Source organism: Flavobacterium flavipallidum, assembly GCF_038289905.1.
Lineage (GTDB): Bacteria > Bacteroidota > Bacteroidia > Flavobacteriales > Flavobacteriaceae > Flavobacterium > Flavobacterium flavipallidum.
Genome location: NZ_JBBYHU010000001.1, coordinates 129,207 through 154,814 on the forward strand (window position 1 = coordinate 129,207; position 25,608 = coordinate 154,814).

At 33.7% G+C, this 25,608-nt stretch carries 19 protein-coding genes; 1 reads left to right on the forward strand and 18 read right to left on the reverse strand.

Annotated features, from left to right (window positions below):
* Nucleotides 1–15: 15 nt before the first annotated feature.
* The 16 genes from deoC to AAEO59_RS00695 all read right to left on the reverse strand — a co-directional run bounded on the left by deoC (nt 16) and on the right by AAEO59_RS00695 (nt 23,771).
* Nucleotides 16–759: a deoxyribose-phosphate aldolase gene (gene deoC / locus AAEO59_RS00620; RefSeq protein ID WP_341698828.1), complete on the reverse strand. Its 744-nt coding sequence runs from the start codon at nt 757–759 to the stop codon at nt 16–18.
* 119 nt (nt 760–878) lie between these two features.
* Nucleotides 879–1,268 carry a VanZ family protein gene (locus tag AAEO59_RS00625; protein WP_341698829.1) on the reverse strand — a complete coding sequence of 130 codons (390 nt, stop codon included), beginning with the start codon at nt 1,266–1,268 and terminating at the stop codon, nt 879–881.
* The gene (gcvH, locus tag AAEO59_RS00630; RefSeq protein ID WP_341698830.1) at nt 1,261–1,641 is read right to left on the reverse strand and encodes a glycine cleavage system protein GcvH; all 381 of its coding nucleotides are present in this window, start codon (nt 1,639–1,641) and stop codon (nt 1,261–1,263) included. Before gcvH ends, AAEO59_RS00625 begins: the two co-directional genes overlap by 8 nt.
* An 82-nt stretch (nt 1,642–1,723) precedes the next feature.
* Nucleotides 1,724–8,959: a T9SS outer membrane translocon Sov/SprA gene (sov, locus tag AAEO59_RS00635; RefSeq protein ID WP_341698831.1), complete on the reverse strand. Its 7,236-nt coding sequence runs from the start codon at nt 8,957–8,959 to the stop codon at nt 1,724–1,726.
* A gap of 21 nt (nt 8,960–8,980) precedes the next feature.
* A complete protein-coding gene (ruvA, locus tag AAEO59_RS00640; protein WP_341698832.1) occupies nt 8,981–9,562 on the reverse strand; it encodes a Holliday junction branch migration protein RuvA in 582 nt (193 codons plus the stop codon).
* A 312-nt stretch (nt 9,563–9,874) separates the two neighbouring features.
* Complete coding sequence (locus tag AAEO59_RS00645; protein WP_341698833.1) at nt 9,875–10,309, reverse strand: CBS domain-containing protein; 435 nt, start codon at nt 10,307–10,309, stop codon at nt 9,875–9,877.
* An 84-nt stretch (nt 10,310–10,393) separates the two neighbouring features.
* On the reverse strand, nt 10,394–11,320 hold the full coding sequence (gene queG, locus AAEO59_RS00650) for a tRNA epoxyqueuosine(34) reductase QueG (RefSeq protein WP_341698954.1): 927 nt from the start codon (nt 11,318–11,320) through the stop codon (nt 10,394–10,396).
* Nucleotides 11,321–11,332: 12 nt separating this feature from the next.
* The gene (gene ruvB / locus AAEO59_RS00655) at nt 11,333–12,355 is read right to left on the reverse strand and encodes a Holliday junction branch migration DNA helicase RuvB (protein ID WP_341698834.1); all 1,023 of its coding nucleotides are present in this window, start codon (nt 12,353–12,355) and stop codon (nt 11,333–11,335) included.
* Between the two features lie 101 nt (nt 12,356–12,456).
* Nucleotides 12,457–14,253: a cytochrome c oxidase subunit I gene (locus AAEO59_RS00660; protein WP_341698835.1), complete on the reverse strand. Its 1,797-nt coding sequence runs from the start codon at nt 14,251–14,253 to the stop codon at nt 12,457–12,459.
* A gap of 27 nt (nt 14,254–14,280) precedes the next feature.
* The gene (locus AAEO59_RS00665; RefSeq protein ID WP_341698836.1) at nt 14,281–15,438 is read right to left on the reverse strand and encodes a cytochrome c oxidase subunit II; all 1,158 of its coding nucleotides are present in this window, start codon (nt 15,436–15,438) and stop codon (nt 14,281–14,283) included.
* A gap of 19 nt (nt 15,439–15,457) precedes the next feature.
* Nucleotides 15,458–16,822, reverse strand: coding sequence for a quinol:cytochrome C oxidoreductase (locus tag AAEO59_RS00670; protein WP_341698837.1), 1,365 nt, complete (start codon nt 16,820–16,822; stop codon nt 15,458–15,460).
* 27 nt (nt 16,823–16,849) lie between these two features.
* Nucleotides 16,850–17,395 carry a c-type cytochrome gene (locus tag AAEO59_RS00675; RefSeq protein ID WP_341698838.1) on the reverse strand — a complete coding sequence of 182 codons (546 nt, stop codon included), beginning with the start codon at nt 17,393–17,395 and terminating at the stop codon, nt 16,850–16,852.
* Nucleotides 17,396–17,402: 7 nt separating this feature from the next.
* Entirely contained in the window at nt 17,403–17,927 is a 525-nt protein-coding gene (locus AAEO59_RS00680) for a DUF3341 domain-containing protein (protein ID WP_341698839.1), read from the reverse strand.
* Nucleotides 17,920–19,323, reverse strand: a complete 1,404-nt coding sequence (gene nrfD, locus AAEO59_RS00685) for an NrfD/PsrC family molybdoenzyme membrane anchor subunit (RefSeq protein WP_341698840.1) — start codon at nt 19,321–19,323, stop codon at nt 17,920–17,922. Before nrfD ends, AAEO59_RS00680 begins: the two co-directional genes overlap by 8 nt.
* Before the next feature lie 30 nt (nt 19,324–19,353).
* The gene (locus tag AAEO59_RS00690; protein ID WP_341698841.1) at nt 19,354–22,407 is read right to left on the reverse strand and encodes a TAT-variant-translocated molybdopterin oxidoreductase; all 3,054 of its coding nucleotides are present in this window, start codon (nt 22,405–22,407) and stop codon (nt 19,354–19,356) included.
* A gap of 32 nt (nt 22,408–22,439) precedes the next feature.
* Nucleotides 22,440–23,771, reverse strand: a complete 1,332-nt coding sequence (locus tag AAEO59_RS00695; protein WP_341698842.1) for a c-type cytochrome — start codon at nt 23,769–23,771, stop codon at nt 22,440–22,442.
* A 217-nt stretch (nt 23,772–23,988) separates the two neighbouring features.
* Between AAEO59_RS00695 and AAEO59_RS00700 the strand changes: the two genes are divergently transcribed.
* A complete protein-coding gene (locus tag AAEO59_RS00700; RefSeq protein ID WP_341698843.1) occupies nt 23,989–24,384 on the forward strand; it encodes an SPOR domain-containing protein in 396 nt (131 codons plus the stop codon).
* A 235-nt stretch (nt 24,385–24,619) separates the two neighbouring features.
* Here AAEO59_RS00700 and AAEO59_RS00705 read toward each other — a convergent pair whose 3' ends face one another.
* Together AAEO59_RS00705 and AAEO59_RS00710 are read right to left on the reverse strand one after the other, a co-directional pair.
* Complete coding sequence (locus AAEO59_RS00705) at nt 24,620–24,910, reverse strand: hypothetical protein (RefSeq protein WP_341698844.1); 291 nt, start codon at nt 24,908–24,910, stop codon at nt 24,620–24,622.
* Nucleotides 24,911–25,020: 110 nt separating this feature from the next.
* On the reverse strand, nt 25,021–25,437 hold the full coding sequence (locus AAEO59_RS00710) for a tetratricopeptide repeat protein (RefSeq protein WP_341698845.1): 417 nt from the start codon (nt 25,435–25,437) through the stop codon (nt 25,021–25,023).
* Between the last annotated feature and the right edge of the window lie 171 nt (nt 25,438–25,608).

A 25,608-nucleotide genomic window follows, 5' to 3' on the forward strand; every position in this document is an offset into this window, starting at 1 on the left:
AGTTTTTTAATCGTTTTAATATCCTTCTTGATTATACCCTCCATTGACAATTGCTTTTGCCGATGAAGTCCCTATCCGTTTAACTCCCAGATTAATCATTGCTACTACCTCTTCGTAAGTCCGAACACCTCCGGCAGCTTTTACAGGAAGTGGTGAAGCATTTTCTAACATCATAATAATTGATTCTTTGGTTGCTCCATTAGGTTCATTGTTTGCTGTTTTGTAAAATCCGGTTGAAGATTTCACAAATACTGAGGAATAATCTGCTTCTTTAAAATGGGCTATAACCACATTTTTTATCAAAGCCGATAATTGAATAATTTGTTTATCCGTCAATGCAGCTACTTCAATAATCCATTTGATTATTTTATTATGTTCCAATACCAATTGGGTTCCTTTCAAAATTTCTTCTTTTACTAAATCAATTTCGCCATTTTTAAAAGCCACATAATTACATACAAAATCCAATTCATCAGCTCCATCTTCAATTGCCTGAGCTGTTTCTTGTAATTTAATTTCAATCGAAGAATTCCCTTCTGGAAAATCAATCACCGTACCCACAAGAACATTTGAGGAAGCCTCAACTATTATTTGTTTAGCTAAGGAAACCATTTCTGGCCGAATCATAATCAGCTTAAATTTTTCCTGAACTGCTTCCTTGACAAAAGTCTTCACAACTTCCTGATTTTGAATTTCATCTAAACCAGCCTGCGAAGCTCTCTTTAAATAAGTGGAATCTATAAATGATCTAATATCCATCAATTGTTGCTTTTGTATGATTGGCGCATTCGCAAAAATACATTTATATTTCTAATCCCTTAATAGTTGTAAAATATTCATCTGTTTTAAAACAAAAAATCCTGCCAAGGCAGGACTTTCTATTTAGGGATATGACTTAAAAAATCATTCTTATCAAAGAAATAAATACATAAAACGGCCAAAATTGATCCAGCCGTATTTGCAATAACATCCGAAATATCGCCATTTCGATAAGTTGTAAAATAGGTTTGAAACAATTCTATGGCGATTCCAAAAATAAGCGACATAACAAAAACTATCACTAACAACTTAGAACGACTTTGTTTTTTAAAATAAAAACGAAATGCATAAAACCACAACACACTAAATACAAAATAAAAAAAAGCGTGCATGTATTTATCAATATAAGAAATCTTGATTTCAGGCATCTCGCTTATTCTAATCAAACAGAGATACAAAATCTCTGCAGCCCAAAATACAGCTGCACCTAAAGTGATTTTCTTAAGCACCTATAAGTTCTTTATAAGCTTCAGCAGACAATAAAGAATCAATTTCAGCTACATCTGAAACTTTTACTTTAATCATCCAACCTTCTCCGTAAGGATCTGAATTTACTAATTCAGGAGCATCTTCTAAACCAGAATTAAATTCAATAATTTCCCCTGTTAAAGGAAGAAACAAATCAGAAACTGTTTTTACAGCTTCAACTGTTCCAAAAACTTCATCTTTTTCAAGTGTTTGATCTAAAGTTTCCACTTCAACATAAACGATATCACCCAACTCTTTTTGAGCAAAATGAGTGATTCCTACTGTAGCAACATCTCCTTCGAGACTTACCCATTCGTGGTCTTTAGTGTATTTTAAATTTGCCGGTATGCTCATAATAATAGTATTTAGAAATATGAAAATTATTTTTTGGCAAATGTAACAATCTTCAATTTAAATTTTGTCTCGTTTTTATAAATTAATTACCAAAATTATATCTAAGTGTAAATCCGGAACGAATATTGGTTATTGGATAGGAAGTTGATATAACCGCTTTAGAAAATGAATGATCATAATAGAAAATAGCTGTCAGATTTTTACTAAACGAATAATCTGCTGTTACTTTGAGTGACCATAAATTTTGCCCACCTCCCAATTGATTATTATCATAATCTAAATAACGTACAATGGTTTGATTGTTTCTATACGACAAATCAGCCTTTAAATTAATATCTCCTTTGATAACACCAGTTGGATTATCCGCAAGTCTTGATGAAAAAATTACATTTTTAAATCGATAACCTAAACCCATAATATATTCCACACCTTTAACTTCAGTCAATAAATTATTATCAAAACTCATTGACAAAGCACGGTCTCTTTTAATTTCGGTTAATACTTTTAATGAATTTTTTAACTCAAAATCCATTCGAACAAGCGGATTAAACTGCTCCACTAAATTGACATTTGAAATTAAAATCTTGTTATAAAAGTTACCACTATCATCCACTCCGCCCGGATTATTATCATAATCAAAATTAGACCTAAACTGATTAATTGTATAAGAAGCTCTATATCCATGTTGCAATGAGAAACGTTTGAAATTCTTTTTAAACATTTCATAACGCATCAAGCCGTTGTACTTTATGGTCCAGTTTGGAATTGGGAAACTTCTAAACACCCCTTTAGAAACACTCGATGCATCAGATCCAGTATAAGCAGCAATAAATGCCGGCAACAAAACCGACTGATTATTTTTTCCAAAACCAATTGGATAACCTTCGTTATTTTGATAAATATCTCTTTTCTTTTTATCGGGATCATTATCCGGATCAATAGGATCAGCCGGAATTGGATTTAAAGCATCTCCATATCTTGGAATGACACTTCCTGCCCCATAATAATCCTCAGCCAAACGATTTGCAATGATTAATCTATTACTTCTAAAATCATTAAAAGCTGCTGAAAAATTTTCATCACTTTGAGAAAAAGCCGTTTTAATTAACATCGTTGAGATAGAAAACATACCATAATTATATGGTGAACGTGAATTATAAGTCCCATCAGAAGCAACATCATATTGCTCTGAAAAATTCTCTGAAAAGGATCTATCCATACTCAAATCAATTTTGAAATCCGGAAATAAATCCACATTTGCTGTAGCTCTTAATGTTTTATTAGTCACCTGAGTATAATTTTGACTAAAATCTTGATAATTAGTCAACCATCCGTTTTTAGCAGCCTCATAACGAACATCTTCCTGACTACCAAAAATAAATCCTAAAGAAGGTCTTGACGAACCTAAAAAGCCTATACTTGGAGTATAACCAGGTAACAATGTTCCGCTATTTTCAGAATAATTAATCTGAACGTTTTTAATACTGGTTAAAACACCTAAAACACCATCAACAAACTCATTGGACTGCAGCTGAGGTTTTGGTGCAGCTGTAATCTTCTGCCCAGGTTTAGGCGCAACGACAGGTGCTTTTCTAACAGGTGCAGACTTCTTGGACAAACCTAAATATTTATATAAGGTTTCCATATTGAAAGTTGCATTCAAATTATTAGTTCTTGCGTTTTGAACCGTGTTACCAAGATTATAATTCACGCCGTCAACAATAATTTCAGACAAAGCATTAGCTGATTTTTGCCAACTATAATCTCCAGTATATGAATAACTCGCTTTTACAAAACTAAATAACGGAATCTTATTGATTGGAATATCATAATTTAAAACTACTTGTTGCGTATGACGGTTTGGATCTCCAATATCCCAATAACTATCCCAAATAGTAAAATCTTCAATAGGCATATCATTGTCGTCCAAATAATTCTTAACAAGATTATTTGTTGAAGCTGCATAACTAAATTTAAGTGATTTCGTTAAATTAAAATTGAAACCGTAATTATAATTAAATCCAAAATTTCTTCTATACAATGGCTGCAATTCAAGACCAGGAACATTATCCACTTGTCTGAATTGCTGACGATTATACTGTCTATTAATATTAGTATTGAAAGTGATATTAGAGGGCAAATAATTAAAATTAAAATCACTCAACAACTTCCAATAACTGCTTTTCTTCATGAATTTAGTTTTCTTGAATGGCTCTAGAGGTTTATTATCAAAACTATATGCGTAATCTACTGTTGTACTGGCCTGCTGATCTAAATAATCTTCAATTTCATAATCATGTCTTTCTACTTTATTGAAAGATTGTGAAAAAGTAAAGTTTTCAGGATCATAAATATGTGGCTTTTGCTCAGCACCTCTTTGTTTTCTTACTCCAATAAAATTAATACTGGTGCGCTTAGTATAATCAATAGCGCGGTTTTTTAAATTAGCTCTCTCATCGGCATCATCAGTATTTTTTAAAAGCTCTTTCAACTTAATATCCTGATTAAAAGGATCATATTCCGGTTTGATTGTAGTTTCACCAACACTATAATTGAAAGGCAAATTAATCCCCCATTTATTAGGCAACAACTTTCCTAAATTAAGGTTTGTTACGATATTATACTGCTGCATATCTTCGCGGCTTCTTTCATTCGGACCTTGTTCTATTGTTCCAAAACCAACAGTACTCATTTTTCCGGTAGCAGAAACAGTAGCAAAATCGGCAAAATTCGTATCCACATTCAACACCGCAGCCATACCACCGTGATTGTCCATCTCGGCAAGACGAAGTTCATTAAACCAGACTTCACCTTTTAATTTCTGATGCGTTTCATTACTTTTCACACCTACCATCAAGGTACGTACCATACCAAAATTTGGATTCCCTTTAATCCCTAATTTCAACCTAGAATCACCATCACGCTCATTTGGATCTCCGGAAACACTAGTATCATCATCAAGATAATAAACCCCATCCAAAGGCAGAGTACTTACATCCACCCCCATAAATTTGGTTTTTAACTTCGTTAATAATGCTAAAGACAAATCAATTTCGTTAGCTTCCGGCCAAACTTCATCGGCAGTGTACTTACAATTACCATCAGTCGCTGGTGTAACTTTTAATGGAATTTCGATTTGGTAGAAATTTTGTGTAAAATCATTACCAAAACGAATGAATCCAACCATTTGATCATCTGCTAAAGGAATCTCACCTTTCAAAGATTCAGCATGTAAAAACATTTTAAGTTTTTTAAACTGACGCATATCAACACTCACATTTTTAAAAACCGCTCTTGAATCACCTATTTCTAAACCATCTCCTGCAACTCTCAACGATAATGATTGTTCGTTTTGATTAATCAAAGTATTGTTATTATACAATTGTTCTCTAGTTACACCCGGTGGTGTAATATAATTCACCGGACATCTGGTATCATTTTCCTGAATATTTACAGCAGTAACATCTAACTCCGTATTATCATTATCTACATTTGTATCAGTAGGATCTAATGAACTCGTATACCTTCTCCATTCTCCTCTAACCAAATCCAATGCTCCAAAACGAACCGTAATTTCATCTTCAAAACCAGTCATAAACATTCGCATAAAACGAATCGATCTAAAATCGCTAATATTACCAATGGTATTTTGCGGCTGTGATACCGGAATTTTAAACTGAATCCATCTGGCTTTTGCCACATCACCATTTGGCAAAGGGATATCATTAACTTCACGAATATCAGTTACAAAATTTTCTCCTATTTGCATTCCCGGTTTCATATCAATACTATACTCATAATAAGCATTAATAGTATTCATCGTATTATCCCTATTGATATCTTCAACATCAGGAAATGTTGTGGCACCACGATTAGGATCATTAATATCTACTGCTGAATTTCCATCTACTCCGTTATAATTTTTATAGCGCTCTTTAATTCCTCCTGAAGTATTCAGGTAATAAGTATAGTCATCTGCTGCAGGATCTGATTCGCCGGCAAAATTAGTATATACTGTTGCCTCTCCGTTATTAGTCAATCCATCCAATCCTACATCCTGATTTTTTCTACTATCAGCATTGGCATCAAAAGCATAAATCAATGATTGTGAAGCTGGAACATCACCCCAAATCGGCCTTGGATTTACTAAAACTTGATCCGGGCCTAGACCATTTTCGTATTGTTTTCTTCCATCTTTCAAAATATCTTCTGAAATTTCACCTAAATTGAAATAAATCTTCCCAGTATTTGTTGTTGATGTACTTCCATTACCATCATAAGGATCTAATACCCAAAACTGAATATATTCAACATTTCCTTGTTCGAAATTAGTCGAACTTAACGAGCGCATAATTCCTCCATAATTCTCTTTAGGTGTTAAACTAAAATTCGAATTATTATTATACGGCCCTCTTTCTAATGGGAAATAAGTTAGATCCAAAGTATTGATTACCTGTGTTTGTCCCTGAGCGATATCTAATGTTGGATACAATTCTCTACTATAAATTCTTCGAGTAGAATTTAAAGAGATATCATCATTAGATACACCTGAAGGCTTTTGAACATAAAAAATAGGATCAATTGTATACCAAGCTAATTTTGCTCTTTTATGACCATAGGACAAATCATTTGAGGTTCCATTAAAGTCATAAGTAGTTGGGAACTCTGAATCTTGATTAGTAGGTGTTGAAGCTAAACTCCAGGCGTAAGCTGAACGCATATCTATAGAGGATTGCGTACCTTCAAAATCATCTACATACAATGTAGATTGTCCTTGAAATTGATCTGCTTTAGGAGTATCAGGTTTTAAAAACGCAATTTCACCTCTTACTGATAGATTAGATGGTACATCGGTATCAACATTAGGCAACATATTGACCAATCTTGTAAAAAAAGGAACTTCGGTTGAAAAATTAGTATTAAACCCAAAAATGGTATTATTTACTGATTCTTGACCATAATTTGATTTTTGAGTAAAAGGTTTTTCAGTCATCTTTAGGAAAGTCCCTCCTAAAGTAAAATTATCCGAAAATTTATGCTCAACATTCACACCCATAAATCGTCTGGTTTGTTGACCAAAAACAGTATTATTTTCCAAAGAAACATTAATAGGCGTGTTAGATGCCTGTAAGGAAGGATCCAAAATCTGAACCCTACCCAGTTGATAATTGACGCTATAATCAACCCCTTCAACTAAAACTCTTCCTCCAGCTGTGACTACAACTGAACCCTGCGGTACATTATAAGCTCCAATAGGTATTCCATCACCACTGGAAGATTTGTATTTTCCTCTTAATAGAAATTTATTTTTATCACTGTCTTCTAAGGCTTTTGCCTGAGTTTTTCGATACAAGGCTTCAAAGACATATTTATTTTGATTAGGATTATAAGTAGCTGTATTACTGTAATCTTCAACAGCACTAGTTGACAACTTTTTAAACAATAATTCACCAAACGGTTCCTTGGTAGTAAAAATGATGCGGCCGTTTTGAGTATCCATTGTTAATCCAGAAACAAAATCAAAAAAACCATCACCGCCGGTTTGACGATCATTGTTATAATTTAATCTATCCAAATTAAACACATTCAATAATGGCGTTTCAGCCACTTTTTCATCCGGTGAAGGATTTACCGGAAAAGGAGATCCTGTCACAGGAGTAATATAATTTAATGGTGACGGATCAGTATAAAGAATATTAAATCTAAAATCCTCTTGCTTAATTTGGTATGCTCCCGGAATCTGATAAATATTTTTCATCATCAAATTCCAAACTGGATTTGAAACATTAGTTAAATTACTTTTCAACATTTTCAAAACCAAACTTTGAGTAACTACAGCCTGAGTTGATTGTGGCGTTCCGGTAACAAGGGTTGCATCAACACCGTCATTTCCAAATTCCCCTACCTGATAAACCTTATCTCCTATAGTATACTCGTATGCTACTGCTAAGATTTCATCATTTGACAATCTTTGCTGTAATGAAATATATCCTAATTGAGGATGATAAGTAAATTCGTTAGTGGTTAACTTACGGGCATTTTCTAATTTTGAATAATCCTGCCCTTCATTTACAGTTACTTTAAAACCAGCATTAGCAGTAGCCATTTCACGTATAGATGTTGTCAAATAACCATCTACCAATCCAATTTTTGCTGGATCAAATTTATTATTAGCATTATCCGAAGGAGTATCAAAAGGAGCATTAAACATTCCTGTTGACGGATTTAAAACCACTACTTCATTATCATTTAAACCCGTTAACTGAGCTTCTCCCAAATCCTGAAGCGCAATTACATTTCTAAGATTATTAGATGTAGTGTTAAGACGCGTTTGTTTATTTGTTACCCAAACTTCAATCCTTGTAATTTGAACTCTACTATCTATAAAAGGATAATTTTTTAGGGCTTCATCGTATTTATTTCTAAAATATTGCGACAAAAAGAAGTGTCTGTCGTTGTCATAATCTAAAGCATAAAGATCAAAATCCTGGATAGTTCCACCTCCTTGAGAGACAACGGTCTTAGTTTGCGATTTTTGTTCCGAAAAAACACCTGTTACAGTTGTTTTTCCAAATTGCAACTGCGTTTTCACACCAAACAAACTTTGAGCTCCTCTAATTAAAGAGCTATTTAGAGGCATGCTTACATTTCCTACCTCAATTTTTTGGATAATATCATCTTCGGTAGGGGCATATTCTAATTTAAGTAAATTTTGAAAAGCAAATGTTGATTGTGTATCATAATTAGCATTCACACTTAATCGGGTACCCACTTTTCCCATCAAACTCATACTAATTCTTTGATCAAAATCAAAAGCCATATTAGACCTATTACGAGGAGAAAAAGAAGGATTATCTTGTTTAGTATACCGCACTCCCATATCCATTTCAACAGAGCCGGTAGGCTTTACATCAATTGTATTACTACCAAAAATAGACTCAAACAATCCTGAGTTCACATAATATCGAGGCAATAAATCCTTTTTATCTACATCACTTCCTTTTTTCTTTCCCTCAATTGCATCAGATTTTTTTTTGAAATAATCCTTCATCGATTCTTTCAAAACTAAATTTTCATATTCTTTTGGTGTTAGAATTAGAGGATACTTAATAGAAAAACCTTCAACTGAATGGGTATAAATATAGCTATCCGTTTTTGGATCATAAGTATAAGCAGAAAGAATACTCTTAGGATCTTTCATCTGAACTTTCCCCGTAGAATATCTCCTTTTGGTTGTATCCTGAACCGGTTCGTTAACCTGAGCCAATGACACAAAACTGCATAATAAAACTGCCCAAACAATACAAATCTTATGCATACTATTGGTTTTACCTTTACTTTATAAGCTTTTTAATGCTTGTTTAATAATTGATTCAACTGAGGCCTCTGGATTCTCTTTCACAATCTTATCTATCACTTTTTCAGAAGCTTTTCTAACAAAACCTAAAACTTCCAATGCAGATAACGCTTCATCCCTGTTTGTATTGTTTTGCGCCATAGAAACTTCGTCTAAATCATACAATTTCAGAACCTTCTCTTTCAAATCCAAAATGACTCTCTGTGCTGTTTTGCCACCAATTCCTTTAATCGATTGAATTGTCGTAACATCTCCCGAAGCTATTGCCTGAATAATTTGTTTAGGATCTAATGAAGATAACATCGTCCTTGCGATACCTGCCCCTATACCTGAAACCGATATTAATAATTTAAATATTTCTTTTTCTGATTTTTCAATAAATCCAAAAATGGTATGAGCATCTTCTTTGATTTGAAGATAAGTGAATACTTTAATAAAATCTGAATTAGGAAGTAATGAAAAGGTATGTAATGATATATGAACTTCATAGCCTACTCCTCCACAATCAATAACTAAATGCGTGGGTGTTTTTTCAACTAACTTTCCTTGTAAATGCGCAATCATCTAATATCTATTTTTGAAAAAGTTTAATTAAGATTGTTTTAACCTCTCCTTACCAACACAAAACAAGTTGTTACTAACAACAATTTATTCAAACTGGCATCTAACTTACATTGAAACAATTTGACAACTACTCTAAAATTTTAACTCAAAAAAGAATAGCAGTTTTATCTTATATACAAAGATAGAAGTCTTAACGTAAATAGTTAACATTTTCTTAATTCTTTTAAAAAAACAAATAAAATAAATCTAAAAAAAAAACCACTCAAATGAGTGGCTAAACAATATATCTATATAAAATTAACTTTCTTTAATTTAAGAATGAGTCCCGTTTATATAGGAATCTAATTGTTGAATAGTTTCTTTTTGTTTTTCAATGATACATTTCACAACATCTCCTATCGAAATCAATCCAATAACTTTATCATTTTCTACAACTGGTAAATGTCGAATCCTTCTCGAAATCATCATTTCCATACAACTATCTAAATCATCAGTAGGCTTAACCGTAAAAACATTAGTCACCATGATTTCTTGGATTAAGGTTGTTTTAGACGCTTTATCTTTCAAAATAATTTTTCGCGCATAATCCCTCTCTGAGAAAATTCCTTTAAGTTGGCCTTCTTCAATAACCAATATTGCTCCAACATTTTTCTCACTCATTATCTTAATAGCATCATAAACGCTAATAGTAGAAACAACAGAAAACACCTCGTTTCCTTTAGTACTTAATATTTGATTTACAGTCATATCGAAAATTTAAAGAAATATAAATATATAAAAAAACCATCAAATATGATTTGAAAAAAAACAAAAAAAATCAAATTAGAATCTTTACTTCTTTAGGAAATTGATATTTCGTTGTAGACCGGAAAATTTGGTTCTTTTTACTGCCGAATTTTTAAACACAACTCTAAAAGTTTCCTCTGTCATTTCTTCCCAATCTTTTTTACTTAATGAAAGTAATTCAGGATTAGGGTTAAACAAAGGTTCGTTATGCGATTTTGAAAAACGATTCCACGGACAAACATCCTGACAAGTATCACAACCAAAAGCCCAATCATCAAAATGTCCTTTCATTTCGGAGGGTATATTTTCCTTTAATTCAATAGTAAAATAAGAAATACATTTACTACCATCAACTATATATGGAGCAACAATTGCCTGAGTAGGACAGGCATCAATACATGCGGTACAACTTCCGCAATGATCAGTTGTTCGGCTGTCGTATTCTAAATCCAGATCAATTATTAATTCAGCAATAAAATAAAAAGACCCCACTTTCTGAGTCAATAAATTACTGTTCTTTCCTATCCACCCCAATCCGCTTTTAGCAGCCCAGGCCTTATCCATAACAGGTGCTGAATCGACAAATACACGACCCATGACTTGACCTATATTTTCTTGTATCGAAAACAGTAATTCCTTTAATTTCTCTTTAATCACAAAATGATAATCCTGACCATAAGCATATTTAGAAATCTTATACGAATCTAGATTTTGTTCTTTTTCTGGATAATAATTCAACAACAACGAAACAACGCTTTTAGCATCTTCAACCAATAAAGTTGGATCAAGCCTTTTGTCAAAATGATTTTCCATATAACTCATTTTGCCATTTAGGTTTCTATTCAACCAATTCTCTAATCGAGGAGCTTCTTCTTCCAAAAAACCAGCTTTGGATATACCACAAGATAAAAATCCGAGGCGTTTGGCTTCGGATTTAATAAATTGCGAATATTTCTCTCTTAAGTCGATAATTAAAGATTTAAATTAGAAAAGTCCACCTTGAATATTACCTCTAACTTTCCCTAAATGTCTATAGGCTTTCTCTGTAACCTCGCGACCACGTGGGGTACGCATAATAAAACCTTCCTGAATCAAAAAAGGTTCATAAACTTCCTCAATAGTTTCACTACTTTCAGACACGGCTGTTGCTAAAGTAGTAAGTCCAACAGGACCACCTTTAAACTTATCAATAATGGTATTTAATATTTTATTATCCATTTCGTCCAATCCATGGGCATCTACATTTAATGCTTTTAAAGCATATTTAGAAATCTCAACATCAATTGTACCATTACCTTTGATTTGAGCAAAATCACGAACTCTGCGTAATAAAGCATTAGCAATTCTAGGCGTACCACGACTTCTTCCAGCAATTTCTATAGCCGCTTCCATAGTAATTGGCATTTTTAAAATAGAAGCACTTCTTTGTACTATTGTAGTCAACAACTCAACACTATAATATTGTAAACGGGAAGAAATTCCAAAACGAGCTCGCATAGGAGCGGTTAAAAGTCCGGAACGAGTCGTTGCTCCAATAAGAGTAAAGGGATTTAAATTAATCTGAACCGTTCTAGCATTAGGCCCAGATTCAATCATGATATCAATCTTGAAATCTTCCATCGCTGAATACAAATACTCTTCAACAACAGGACTCAAACGATGAATTTCATCAATAAACAAAACATCTCTTTCTTCAAGATTAGTCAACAAACCAGCTAAATCTCCTGGTTTATCCAAAACAGGTCCGGAAGTAATTTTAATTCCTACCTGTAACTCATTAGCTAATATATTTGCCAAAGTCGTTTTCCCTAAACCTGGAGGACCATGAAACAAAGCATGATCAAGTGCTTCTTTACGTTGATTGGCAGCTGCAACAAAAACTTTTAAGTTTTCTAAAACCTGATCCTGACCTGCAAAATCATCAAAACTAAGAGGTCTTAATCTTTTATCAAGATCAAGCTCTTCCGGATTATATCCCTTTGTTGTTGGGTCTAAATTCTCATTCATTCAACAAAGATAAAAAAAACGAATTGTGAATACGAAATAATAAATACAACAAAAATTAACACATAAAAAAAACCTCTGCAGAACAGAGGTTTTTAATATTTTTAGTGATGTAAAACTGACTCACCTGGCTTCATTGGAACAGTTTGAGGTACAAAATCCTCTTCGTGCTCAGGGTTACTATAATCGTAAGCCCATCTGTGAACTTCAGGAATTTCTCCCGGCCAGTTACCATGGATATGTTCTACTGGAGTTGTCCACTCTAAAGTAGTAGATCTCCAAGGATTTTGCTCCGCTTTCTTACCAAAGAAAATACTGCTAAAGAAGTTGTATAAGAATACTAATTGGAAAGCTCCTCCTACTAAAGCAAATGTTGTAATTAAAACATTTACATTTTGTAAATCATCAAACAATGGGAAGTTAGTATTAGTATAATAACGTCTTGGTAAACCTGCCAATCCAATAAAGTGCATTGGGAAGAAAACTCCATAAGCACAAACTGCAGTAATCCAGAAGTGAACATAACCTAAATTCTTGTTCATCATTTTTCCATACATTTTAGGGAACCAGTGGTAAATACCAGCAAACATTCCGTAAAGTGCAGAGATACCCATTACTAAGTGGAAGTGAGCAACTACAAAATAAGTATCGTGAACATTAATATCTAAAGTACTATCTCCTAAAATGATTCCTGTTAAACCTCCAGTAATGAAAGTTGAAACCATTCCAATAGAGAATAACATTGCAGGATTCATTTGTAAATTACCTTTCCATAAAGTTGTAATCCAGTTAAAAGCTTTTACAGCAGATGGAATTGCAATTAAAAGAGTTGTAAATGTAAATACAGATCCTAAGAAAGGATTCATACCTGAGATAAACATGTGGTGACCCCAAACGATTGTTGAAAGGAAAGCAATTGCAAGAACCGACATAATCATTGCACGGTAACCAAAAATTGGTTTACGTGAGTTTGTAGCCATAATTTCAGACACAAGACCCATTGCAGGTAAAATTACGATATATACCTCTGGGTGTCCTAAAAACCAAAATAAGTGTTCAAATAATACTGGAGAACCACCTTGGTAATGTAAAACTTCACCAGCAATATAAATATCTGACAAGAAGAATGAAGTTCCGAAACTTCTATCGAAGATTAATAGTAAAGCTGCAGATAAAAGAACAGGGAAAGAAAGTACCCCGATAATAGCAGTTACAAAAAATGTCCAAATAGTAAGTGGAAGTCTAGTCATAGACATCCCTTTAGTTCTTAAGTTGATTACTGTAACAATATAATTTAAAGATCCCATTAAAGAAGATGCAATAAATATCGCCATAGAAACTAACCAAAGAGTCATACCTGTTCCAGAACCTGGGATTGCTTGTGGTAAAGCACTTAAAGGAGGATAAATTGTCCATCCAGCTGAAGCAGGACCTGACTCAACGAATAAAGAAGCAATCATTACTACTGCTGACAAGAAAAACAACCAGTAGGAAATCATATTCATAAATCCTGAAGCCATATCTCTTGCACCAATTTGAAGAGGAATAAGTAAGTTACTAAAAGTTCCACTCAAACCTGCTGTCAATACAAAGAATACCATGATAGTACCGTGTATTGTCACTAATGCAAGATAAACATCATTAGCCATTACACCTTCTGGTGCAAATTTATCACCTAATAAAACATTGAAAATTTTAAAAGACTCTTCCGGCCATGCTAACTGCATTCTGAAAAGCAAAGACATTACAATACCAATAATCCCCATAATAATACCTGTAATAAGGTATTGCTTAGCAATCATTTTATGATCAATACTAAATATGTATTTAGTGATGAATGTCTCTTTATGGTGATGTTCGTGTTCGTGATCGTGAGCGTGATCGTGACCTTCTGCTGACATATATTATACTTTAAATTTTCTTAATAATTATTTCATAGCAACTGGAGCAACTGCTGCTACAGTATCATTTTCTTTAGCTTCTCCTGGTGCCGCTGCTTCACCTTCTGCAGGTTGTTCTAATGAAGCTTTTACTTCCTGAACTAATGTTTTTTGTTGCGCTAACCATTTTTTATAATCTTCAGGGGTATCAACAACAACTTTCATTTGCATGTTATAGTGAGAAGCTCCACAAATTTTATTACAAAGCAATAAATAGTCAAAAGTATATGGATCTAAACCTGGTTGACCTTTTGCAACTAACTCAAGACTTTTCTTAGCTCTTAATTCATTTATATGTGCTACTTTTTCAATCATATCAGGCATCTCTCTGTATTCTGCCGTAGTATAAATTGGAGTAAAAGCAAACTCAGTTACCATACCTGGAACACAGTTCATTTGTGCTCTAAAGTGAGGAAAATAAGCAGAGTGTAAAACATCCTGAGAACGGAACTTGAAGTGAATTTTCTTTCCTTTTGGAATGTGTAATTCAGTTACAACGATATCATCCTGAGCATTAGGATCAGACAAATCAACACCCAAAGTATTTACTCCTTCAATATATCTTACGTTAGCTTTTCCTAAAACATTATCATCACCAGCGATTCTCGCAGTCCATTTAAATTGTTGAGCGTATAACTCTACAACAACTGTATCTTCCTCTTCATCAATAAACATGATATTAGTCCAAGCATACAAACCATAAAGAATTAAACCTGCTAAAACTACAGCTGGAATAATACTCCAGATAGCTTCTAATTTATTATTATCTGCAAAATACAAAGCTTTTTGTCCTTTTTTACCTTTATATTTAAAAGCAAAATAATATAATAAAACTTGTGTAATAGCTTGAACTGTAAAAATCAAAACCCAAGTAATATTCATCAAATTATCTACTTGTCCACCGTGAGCAGAAGCTGGATTATGAAGAGGTAAATTACCCCATTTTAACAAACCATAAATTGTAAAAATGTATAGGAAAGCTAAAAAACCGAACATTAAGTACCCTTGTAAATTGTTGTCTTTATCATTAGCTACTTGAGAGCTATCTGAATTAACACCAACTTGTGTTAGGTCGAATATTTTAGTCAATTGCCATAAAGCAATAGCTAATAAAACTAAAACTATAATTACCAACAAACTTGTCATCTGTTTATCTCTTTAAAAATTAATAATGAAAATGTTTACTTTCTTCGATATAAGGATTTCTTTTTGCTAATAATGGTGCTTTAGTTAATGCTGAGAATACAGTAAAAATAAACAACCCAAGGAAGAAAAGAACCGATGAGATTTCTGGAACACCAATAAACCATTGGTCACCAACTGTACCTGGCATAATCATATTAAAGAAATCAATATAGTGACCTGCTAAGATAACAATACCTGCCATTACAATAACCCAAGTGATTCTTTTGAAATCTGTATTGATTAGAATTAATAATGGGAACACAAAGTTCATAACAACTGCTCCAAAGAATGGTAAATTGTAATCATTAATTCTAGTTACGAAATAAGTAATCTCTTCTGGAATATCTGCATACCAGATTAACATGAATTGTGAGAACCACAAATAAGTCCAGAATACACTGATACCAAACATAAATTTAGCTAAGTCATGAATATGACTTGTATTAACATACTCTAAGTAACCTTTAGATTTTAAATAAACAGTAACCATAGCAATCATTGTAATTCCACTTACAAAGAAACTAGCAAATACATACCATCCAAATAATGTAGAAAACCAGTGTGGATCAACTGACATAATCCAGTCCCAAGACATGATTGACTCAGAAACAATAAAGAAAACCAAGAAACCAGCTGATAACTTAAAGTTCTTTTTATAGTTTGTATTATCATTAGACTCATCTTGAGCTAAACAATTTTTTCTAGAAAAGTGACGGTATAAATTCCATCCAATGATAAAAACTGCAGCTCTTACGATCCAGAAACCGAAATTTAAATAACCAGCTTTACCAGCAATTAATTCATCATAATTAGCACTTGATGGATCAGTAACACCTTCATTCATCCATGCAAATAAATGATTAAAATGAAGACCACATAGTACTAAAATCACAAAGAAAATAGCAGAACCTACAGGTAAGTAAGCTGTGATACCTTGCATAACTCTAAATAATACAGGAGACCATCCTGCTACTGCAACTTGTTGAATAGCATAGAAAACTAAAGTTCCCATTGTCAACAACATGAAGAAAATACAAGCAACATATAAAGCTGACCAAGGTTTATTTTGCAATTGGTGGAAAACATGTGTTAAATGCTCTTCGTGTTCTGCATGTTCTTTTACTTCACTTTTAGCCTCATGAGCTGTTGTTGCGTGAGCATCGTGAGAAGCTGCGGCTTCTTCATGATTAGCTTCACCATGACCACCGTGAGATGATGCAGAAAGAATATTCTCAACTTCGTGAATATCTTTTGGCGCGTTTAAAAAACCATAACCTATTCCTAATATACCAACGGCCATTAAGATTAAAGAAAAAGTTTTTAATTTACTTGAAAATGTATACATATCTATTACGATCAGTTTGTTCAACAATTATAATTGGCTTCTAAGTTTTAGAACGTAGTCAGCAACTAACCAACGCTCATGAACACTTAATTGATTCGCATGAGAACCCATCGCATTTAAACCATACGTCTCAACGTGAAAAATACTTCCTTCAGTAATCTCTCTATCTTTATAACTAGGAACTCCTAGGAATTTTTCTCTTTCAACTAATTTTCCTTTACCATTACCAGTTGCTCCATGACAACTGATACAATAGATTTCGAAAAGTTCTTTTCCTTTATCAGAATTTCTATCTAATGAATCTAAAGGAGATTTTAAATTAGCTTTTGCTAATTCATATCCTTCTGTTGTATTAGGATATTCATAAGGTTCAAATCCTCTGTTAATACTTCCTTCAGCAGGAAGTAAACCTTCTTTTCCACCAGGAAAAACTTTAGACTCTGAATAAGTTTCATAGCCTACTGACTCATACATATTTGGAAAATACTGATAATTCGGCTCTTTATCATTATGACATGAAGCTACTAAAGCAGTTATGCCTAACAATAGTGTTATTTTATATACCCTTTTCATATCTAAATTAATTCTTTTCTATTACTTTAACTTCTACAGCACCTGTATTTTTGAAAAAAGAAACCAATTCTTCCTCATTATCTTTAACAGCAACTTCCATTAAGAAATGATCATCAGTAGTTCTTACATCAGGGTTTTCAGCTTCTTTAAAAGGCCATAATCTACTTCTCATATAAAAAGTAATAACCATTAAGTGTGCTGCAAAAAACACAGTCATTTCAAACATAATCGGCACGAAAGACGGCATATTTTGAATATAACTAAAACTTGGCTTACCTCCGATATCTTGTGGCCAATCATGAATCATGATAAAACTCATCATAGAAGTAGCAACAGTGATACCAACACATCCGTATAAGAATGCACAAATAGCTAATCTTGTAGGGGCTATTCCCATAGCCTTATCCAAACCATGAACTGGGAATGGAGAAAAAACATCTTCAATATGATGGTGAGCTGCTCTTGTTTTCTTTACAGCATCCATCAATATATCATCGTCATTATAAATGGCGTAAATTACTTTATTACTCATGGTGTGAATCTTTATGTGCTTCTCTTTCTCTAATATAATTATCTCCGGTTGCTTTCAAAATTGTTTTAACCTCTGCCTGTGCAATTACAGGGAAAGTTCTAGAGTATAATAAAAACAATACAAAGAAGAAACCAATTGTTCCAATGAAAATTCCAATATCAACAAATGTTGGGGAGAACATTGTCCAAGAAGATGGTAAGTAATCTCTATGCAAAGAAGTTACAATGATTACAAAACGCTCAAACCACATCCCGATATTTACTACAATAGAAATAATAAACGAGAACATGATGCTAGTTCTTAATTTCTTGAACCACATGAACTGTGGAGAAAACACGTTACAAGTCATCATCGACCAGTAAGCCCACCAGTAAGGTCCTGTTGCTCTGTTTAAGAAAGCATATTGTTCGTACTCTACACCTGAATACCAAGCAATGAATAACTCAGTAATATAAGCCACACCTACGATAGAACCCGTAATCATAATGATCAAGTTCATCAATTCGATATGTTGTAAAGTAATATAAGCTTCAAGATTAGAAACTTTTCTCATGATAATAAGCAAAGTATTTACCATCGCAAATCCTGAGAATACCGCTCCAGCAACGAAGTATGGAGGGAAAATTGTTGTATGCCATCCTGGAATAACAGAAGTAGCAAAGTCCATCGATACGATAGTGTGTACAGAAAGTACAAGTGGAGTTGCTAAACCAGCAAGAACTAAAGATACTTCTTCAAAACGTTGCCAATCTTTTACTCTACCGCTCCATCCAAAACTTAAGATAGAATAAACTCTTTTATTGAATGGTGTAATTGCTCTATCTCTTAACATTGCAAAGTCAGGTAATAAACCAGTCCACCAGAAAACTAATGATACCGATAAATAAGTAGAGATTGCAAATACGTCCCAAAGTAACGGTGAGTTAAAGTTTACCCAAAGAGATCCAAATTGGTTTGGAATTGGTAATACCCAGTAAGCTAACCACGGACGTCCCATGTGAATAATTGGAAACAAACCAGCTTGAACAACAGAGAAGATTGTCATCGCCTCAGCCGAACGGTTAATTGCCATTCTCCATCTTTGACGGAATAACAATAATACTGCAGAGATAAGAGTACCAGCGTGTCCAATACCTACCCACCAAACGAAGTTAGTGATATCCCATGCCCAACCAACTGTTTTATTTAATCCCCATGTTCCAATACCTGTAGATATCGTATAAACTATACATCCTATCCCCCAAAGGAAGGCTGTTAAAGCGATTGAAAATACAATCCACCAATGTTTATTAGCCAAACCTTCGACAGGCGCCGCCACATCTACTGTTACATCATGATAAGTTTTATCACCTATAACTAAAGGCTTTCTAATATTAGAGTCGTATATATGAGACATATTCCTTTATATTGATTTTTAATTTATTTCTTAAGCGTTTCTAACTTTTACATGATAAACCACATTTGGTTTAGTTCCGATGTGCTCTAATAAGTGATAAGATCTTTCATCAGCAGCTAATTTAGCAACTTGACTTTCTTTATCATTAACATCTCCAAAGATCATAGCCCCAGAAGAACAAGCATTAGAACAAGCTGTTTGGAATTCACCATCAGCAACTGGACGCCCTTCTTTCTTAGCTTTCAACTTAGTTGCTTGAGTCATTTGGATACACATAGAACATTTCTCCATAACTCCACGAGAACGAACGTTAACATCTGGATTCAATACCATACGTCCTAAATCATCATTCATATGATAATCGAACTCGCTATTTTTGTTATATAAGAACCAGTTAAAACGACGTACTTTATAAGGACAGTTATTAGCACAGTAACGAGTACCAACACATCTGTTATAAGCCATGTGATTTTGACCTTCACGACCGTGAGAAGTAGCAGCAACAGGACAAACAGTTTCACAAGGTGCGTGATTACAGTGTTGACACATTACAGGTTGGAAAGATACTTGTGGGTTATCTGACGCTTTCTCCATTTCATTGAAAGTAGAAAGTGAACTTGACAATCCAGCAATACCTTCTTTTCTTTCATTATCTCCTTCGAAAGTTTCTTCAGATGAATAATATCTGTCAATACGCAACCAGTGCATATCACGGCTTCTTCTAACCTCAGACTTACCTACAACTGGTACATTGTTTTCAGCGTGACAAGCGATAACACAAGCACCACATCCTGTACAAGCATTTAAATCAATAGAAAGATTAAAATGGTGACCAACTGAACGATCAAAAGATTCCCATAAATCTACAGTTGTAGACTCAACTTCTTTATGATTTAAAGATACTTTTGGAGTTTGGTTCCAAACTGCAGCATCTTTAGTATTGAAGATCTCTAAAGTAGTTTCTTTAATGATATCTCCTCTACCCATTAATGTTTTTTGACCTTGAACACAAGCAAATTCATGCTCACCATCAGCTTGAACTAATTCAATTGACTGAACTTCATCAAAATCTTTATATAAAGTGTAAGCATTAACACCTACCTGCATTTCTTCTTTTAAAGCAGCTTTACGACCATAACCTAAAGCCAAACCTACTGTACCAACAGCCTGTCCTGGTTGAACAATCACAGGAACATTTTCTAATTTAGCACCTAAAGCAGTAGTAATAGTTGCATAACTACCATTCAAACCTCCATTTGCAACAATTTCATTAGACAATCCTAATTTAGTAGCATCAGCATTAGAAACTGTAACATAGTTATCCCAAGAAACTCTTGTTATAGGATCCGGAAACTCTTGCAACCAAGGGTTATTAGCTTGTTGTCCATCACCCATACCTGTCTTAGTATACAACACTAACTCTAATCCATTAGCGGCTTTAGATGCAGCTAATGCAGCAGCAGCAGAAGCATAATCAGCAGTACCTCCTGAAGTTGTTTGAGGAGTCCCAACAAATACACCATCGTGTAAAACTTTATTCCAAGTAGAACCAACAATGAAGTTAGAAGAATATGCTTTTAAATAATCGTAATAAGTCCCAGTAAGACCATTAAGAGCCATTAAAACATCCTGAAATTGTTTTGTATCAAATAATGGACGAATTGTAGGCTGAGTCAAACTATAAGTTCCTTTAGTAAGAACTAAATCTCCCCAAGCCTCTAAATAATGAGGAACTGGAGCAGCAATTGTAGCAATAGAAGCAGTTTCATCTTCTTTTAGAGACAAAGCAACTGATGTTTTTACTTTTTTAAGACCTTCAACAAATGAAGCAGAATCCGCTAAAGTATAAACTGGGTTTACACCGCTCATGATTAAAGTATGAACGCTTCCTGCTTTCATATCAGCAACTAATTGAGCTACTTTTTCATCAGAACCTTTTCTGATTTGTCTTGTTCCAACAGTAGTAAAAGCTTCACTAGCTAACACTTGGTTAATAGCTAAAACTAATAATTGTGCATTTTTATCCTGAATACCTGAAACTAAAACTCCTTTAGAACCTGCAGCTTTTAATTGTTGAGCCGCTTTAGTAACTTCAGCTTTTAATTTAGCATCCAAATTAACAGCTACAGAAGCACCCGTAACTACATTATATATTTGAACTAATGCTTGTTTTTGATTAGCAACCGTCATCGGTAGACGCTTATCAGCAGCAGCACCAGATAAAGTCATGTTAGACTCTAATTGGAAATGACGAGACATTTTTCCATTCTTAGGAATTCTTCCTTGTGCATATCCGGCATCAAATCCTCCACCTTGCCAATCTCCTAAGAAATCAGCTCCAACAGAAACAATTAAAGAAGCTTTTGAAAAATCATAATCAACTAAAGCTCTTTCTCCATAAACTGTTTCAAAAGCATCTAAAGCTGCCGATGATGAAACTGCATCATAAACAACATGCTTAGCATTTGGATTAGCAGCAATAAAGTCAGCAATTAATTTCTCTGTCGAAGGACTCGCTAAGGTATTCGTTAATAAAACCACTTGCCCTCCTTTAGCTTTCGCCTCAGTAACACTTGATTTAATTTTAGAATTTACCACTGACCAAGAAGAATCTTTACCACCTTCTTTTGGTGCTTTCAAACGCATATTATCATACAATGACAATATTGAGGCGTGAATTCTTGCATTTGCAGCAAATTTAGCTCCCGCAATAGTATTATTATCTATTTTAATAGGACGCCCTTCACGTGTTTTAACAAGTAGATTTGCGAAATCAAAACCATCAAAAACAGAAGTTGCATAATAATCAGCTACTCCAGGGATGATTTGCTCTGGTTGTAATACATAAGGTATCGACTTGTGCACAGGGCCTTCACATGCGGCAAGTGTAGCTGCTGCAGTACTAAACCCAACGTACTTTAGAAAATCACGTCTTGAAGTTGAAGAAGATGACATCGCATCAGCATTCCCTAAAAACTCATCCGTAGGAATCTCTTCAACAAACTCGTTATTTCTAAGCGCCTCAACAATAGAACCATTTTCTAGTTCCTCAACACTTTTCCAGTATTTTTTGTTTGATGACATTGTATATATATATTAAAATCTTAATAATTCGATTAATAGTGGCATTTACCACACTCTAAACCTCCCATTTGTGCTTCAGTCAATTTATCCACACCGTATTTCTTAGAAAGTTCTTCATGTATCTTAGTATAATAGCCGTTTCCTTCCATTTTAACTTCAGTTTTTCTGTGACAATCCACACACCAACCCATAGTTAATGGAGCAAATTGTTTTTGAATCTCATAAGTTTCAACAGGACCGTGACAAGTTTGACACTCAATGCCACCAACTGTTACGTGTTGAGAGTGGTTGAAGTAAACAAAATCAGGTAAATTATGAATACGAACCCATTTAACTGGTTGTGTTTTTCCAGTATAAGACTGAGTTGTCTTATCCCAACCTACAGCGTCGTATAATTTTTGAATTTGAGCATCATAGAAAGCTTTACTGTATTCAGGAGTAGCTGTTGTTTCAGCAACTTCAGAAATGTTTTTATGACAGTTCATACAAACATTCAAAGAAGGAATTCCTGCATTTTTGCTAACTCTAGCAGCAGAGTGACAGTATTTACAGTTAATCTCATTATCACCAGCGTGGATTTTATGAGAATAATGAATAGGCTGAATAGGTTGATAATCCTGATCAACACCTACCTGCATTAAATACCCATAAACAAAGTAACCACTAGCTAATAGTAAAAGAATACAAGAAACTAAAACAAGGAATTGATTCTTAACAAATGCTTTCCAGATTGAAGTACGCTCTTTAGCAGCAGCAACCTCAATACCATTTGCTTTAGCTACTTTTCTAAGTACATTGTTAACCATGAACAACATCACAACCAAAACAACTAGCACTAAAGACAGAACACCTAATATCATATTATTAGAATTCCCACTCTCAGCTACAGTACCTGGAGGAGTTGCAGCACCATTAGCACCAGCAGCAGCCGGCTCAGCTTTAGGTTCAGATGTGTAAGCTAAAATATTATCGATATCCTCGTTTGACAACTGAGGAAACGAAGTCATTACTGCCTTATTGTTTTCATTAAATAATTTCACTGCGGCAGCATCTCCTGACTTAATCATGTCAGAACTATTATGAACCCACTTGTAGATCCACTCTTTATCATGCTTATCAGCAACTCCTCTAAGAGCAGGACCTGTTGACTTTGCGTCCAACTTGTGACACGCAGCACAATTAGTATTAAAAAGCGCCTTACCTTTTACCGGATCACCTCCAGTTGTGGCAGCTGCAGGAGCAGCTTCGGTTGCAGCTGCAGGAGCAGCATCTTGCGCAAATGAAGAGAAGGAAACAGCCAGCATTAAAGCCAAACTTAAAAACAGTTTCCTTGAGTTCGAATTATGGTTACCCACCTTTTTCATAAAGTATAATGATTTTCTACTAAAAATTGGCAAATTTTTTATGCAACAAATTCACATAAAAAACGTTCCTTTATTTTAAACAGCCACAAAAATACGACTTAAGAACTATTCTCAAAACCCTAATACAACTCAAATAACAATTTATATTAATTCTAAATAAGTTTTTTATTTCACATTAAGTATATAATTAGTAATTTTACTTAAAAATCTTCACGTTATGAGAATTTTAACAATTCAAAGCCCTTTTTTCCATATTGCTTATCTAAGTATTTTAGGTCTAAAAATATCAGCTCAGGAAACCAAAATTAACCTACAGCAAAACCCAAAATTTGAACAGTTATTAAACGAAAAAAGAAAAATCAATAGCTCACTAACTGTAAATGAGACATATAAAATTCAAATTTTCAGTGGTGTAAGTGATAAGGCAAAAAACACTCTAAACGAATGCAAACAACTTTTTACCGACCTAGACGGAACAATCGTGTTTAACACTCCTAATTACAAGGTATGGATGGGGAATTTCAGAAATCGCATCGACGCTGAAAAAAAATTAGTCGAAATCAAGAAAACCTACACTAATGCTTTTTTAATAAAGCCAAAAAATAAATTTTAACACTACATCTATTATCAAAATATCGAGCTAAAATCTTATTGATTTTAGCTCGATATTTTTTTATAACAATTTTAATACGAATACTAAAAAATTATAACTAGCAAAATCAATTCATAAATTACAGTTACAAAACAAACAAAGCTACTCCGTTATTGAAGTCGCTTTTTTGATTCTCTTTTTACGCACGGATTGCAAATAGTCGCTATCAACGATGAACATATCCGAGCGACCAGATCTATTTAATTAGTTGTTTGTATTTTTTATCATCACTACTAAAACATCTTCCTCCAGACTTGTTATTAGCAATCTCTAAAAATCTTTTTGCTTCAAGCATATCACCACTTTCATAAGCCACTATACCAATTAAAAACTCCTTTTCGCCTATGTCTTGTCTTTCCGGGTCACATGATTTAGTTATTTCTGCCCATTTTTTTGCTTGCTCGAAATTTTTTAGCTCTAAAGATATTAACGCTATAAATCTCGCAATGTGATAACTATCATCATAAACAACCTTTGGATTTGGCAATTTTTCTCACATTTTTTTTAATATTTCAATAGTTGCATTATAATCTCCGTTATCATAAGTGATGTTACTTTCATCATCCAATGCGTCAATTTCTGATTGAATCGCTTCATCTAATTTTGCCATATATCATTTTTTATTAATTCATAATATTTTTCTTTATCCTCAAATATTTCTTCTCCCTCCAACATATATGCTCCAATCAAATATTCCTTCGCCTTTTTTTTATTTCCTAATTCAAAAAAAAGTTGACCCAGACGTAATTGTATAAATGGATTATCAATTCCACCTGGAGCATTCAATGCTTCAAAGAAATAATTTAAAGATTGTTTATAATCACTTTTAAAAAAGTAAACATCACCTATAGCACATAGTATCCATGCACTTGCTTCCCAATCATTTTTAGGCTCTGGCACTAATTCTAAAGCTTCTTGAAATTTCATAAGAGCTTTATCAAAAAAACAACAATCCATATATTCATCACCCTCACTACACAAAAGTTCTATTTTATTATATATTAAATCATCCATTACCCTTTTTTAATATCGTTTTCTATTTACATAAATACCTAATAATTCTAATCAATTTCTCGACAAGATTGCTCTGATTTTCGACCGCTCACTTCAATTCAAAACATTTCAATTAAAAAAATCGCTTCTCACAAAACTCTAAAATACAAAAAATCCCGACGAATCGGGATT

What these genes read in the sequence shown, in the direction of transcription:
- deoC (WP_341698828.1), bottom strand. Translation starts at nt 759, where the DNA reads ATGGATATTAGATCATTTATAGATTCCACTTATTTAAAGAGAGCTTCG.
- gcvH (WP_341698830.1), bottom strand. Translation starts at nt 1,641, where the DNA reads ATGAGCATACCGGCAAATTTAAAATACACTAAAGACCACGAATGGGTA.
- sov (WP_341698831.1), bottom strand. Translation starts at nt 8,959, where the DNA reads ATGCATAAGATTTGTATTGTTTGGGCAGTTTTATTATGCAGTTTTGTG.
- ruvA (WP_341698832.1), bottom strand. Translation starts at nt 9,562, where the DNA reads ATGATTGCGCATTTACAAGGAAAGTTAGTTGAAAAAACACCCACGCAT.
- AAEO59_RS00645 (WP_341698833.1), bottom strand. Translation starts at nt 10,309, where the DNA reads ATGACTGTAAATCAAATATTAAGTACTAAAGGAAACGAGGTGTTTTCT.
- ruvB (WP_341698834.1), bottom strand. Translation starts at nt 12,355, where the DNA reads ATGAATGAGAATTTAGACCCAACAACAAAGGGATATAATCCGGAAGAG.
- AAEO59_RS00660 (WP_341698835.1), bottom strand. Translation starts at nt 14,253, where the DNA reads ATGTCAGCAGAAGGTCACGATCACGCTCACGATCACGAACACGAACAT.
- AAEO59_RS00665 (WP_341698836.1), bottom strand. Translation starts at nt 15,438, where the DNA reads ATGACAAGTTTGTTGGTAATTATAGTTTTAGTTTTATTAGCTATTGCT.
- AAEO59_RS00670 (WP_341698837.1), bottom strand. Translation starts at nt 16,822, where the DNA reads ATGTATACATTTTCAAGTAAATTAAAAACTTTTTCTTTAATCTTAATG.
- AAEO59_RS00675 (WP_341698838.1), bottom strand. Translation starts at nt 17,395, where the DNA reads ATGAAAAGGGTATATAAAATAACACTATTGTTAGGCATAACTGCTTTA.
- AAEO59_RS00680 (WP_341698839.1), bottom strand. Translation starts at nt 17,927, where the DNA reads ATGAGTAATAAAGTAATTTACGCCATTTATAATGACGATGATATATTG.
- nrfD (WP_341698840.1), bottom strand. Translation starts at nt 19,323, where the DNA reads ATGTCTCATATATACGACTCTAATATTAGAAAGCCTTTAGTTATAGGT.
- AAEO59_RS00690 (WP_341698841.1), bottom strand. Translation starts at nt 22,407, where the DNA reads ATGTCATCAAACAAAAAATACTGGAAAAGTGTTGAGGAACTAGAAAAT.
- AAEO59_RS00695 (WP_341698842.1), bottom strand. Translation starts at nt 23,771, where the DNA reads ATGAAAAAGGTGGGTAACCATAATTCGAACTCAAGGAAACTGTTTTTA.
- AAEO59_RS00700 (WP_341698843.1), top strand. Translation starts at nt 23,989, where the DNA reads ATGAGAATTTTAACAATTCAAAGCCCTTTTTTCCATATTGCTTATCTA.
- AAEO59_RS00710 (WP_341698845.1), bottom strand. Translation starts at nt 25,437, where the DNA reads ATGGATGATTTAATATATAATAAAATAGAACTTTTGTGTAGTGAGGGT.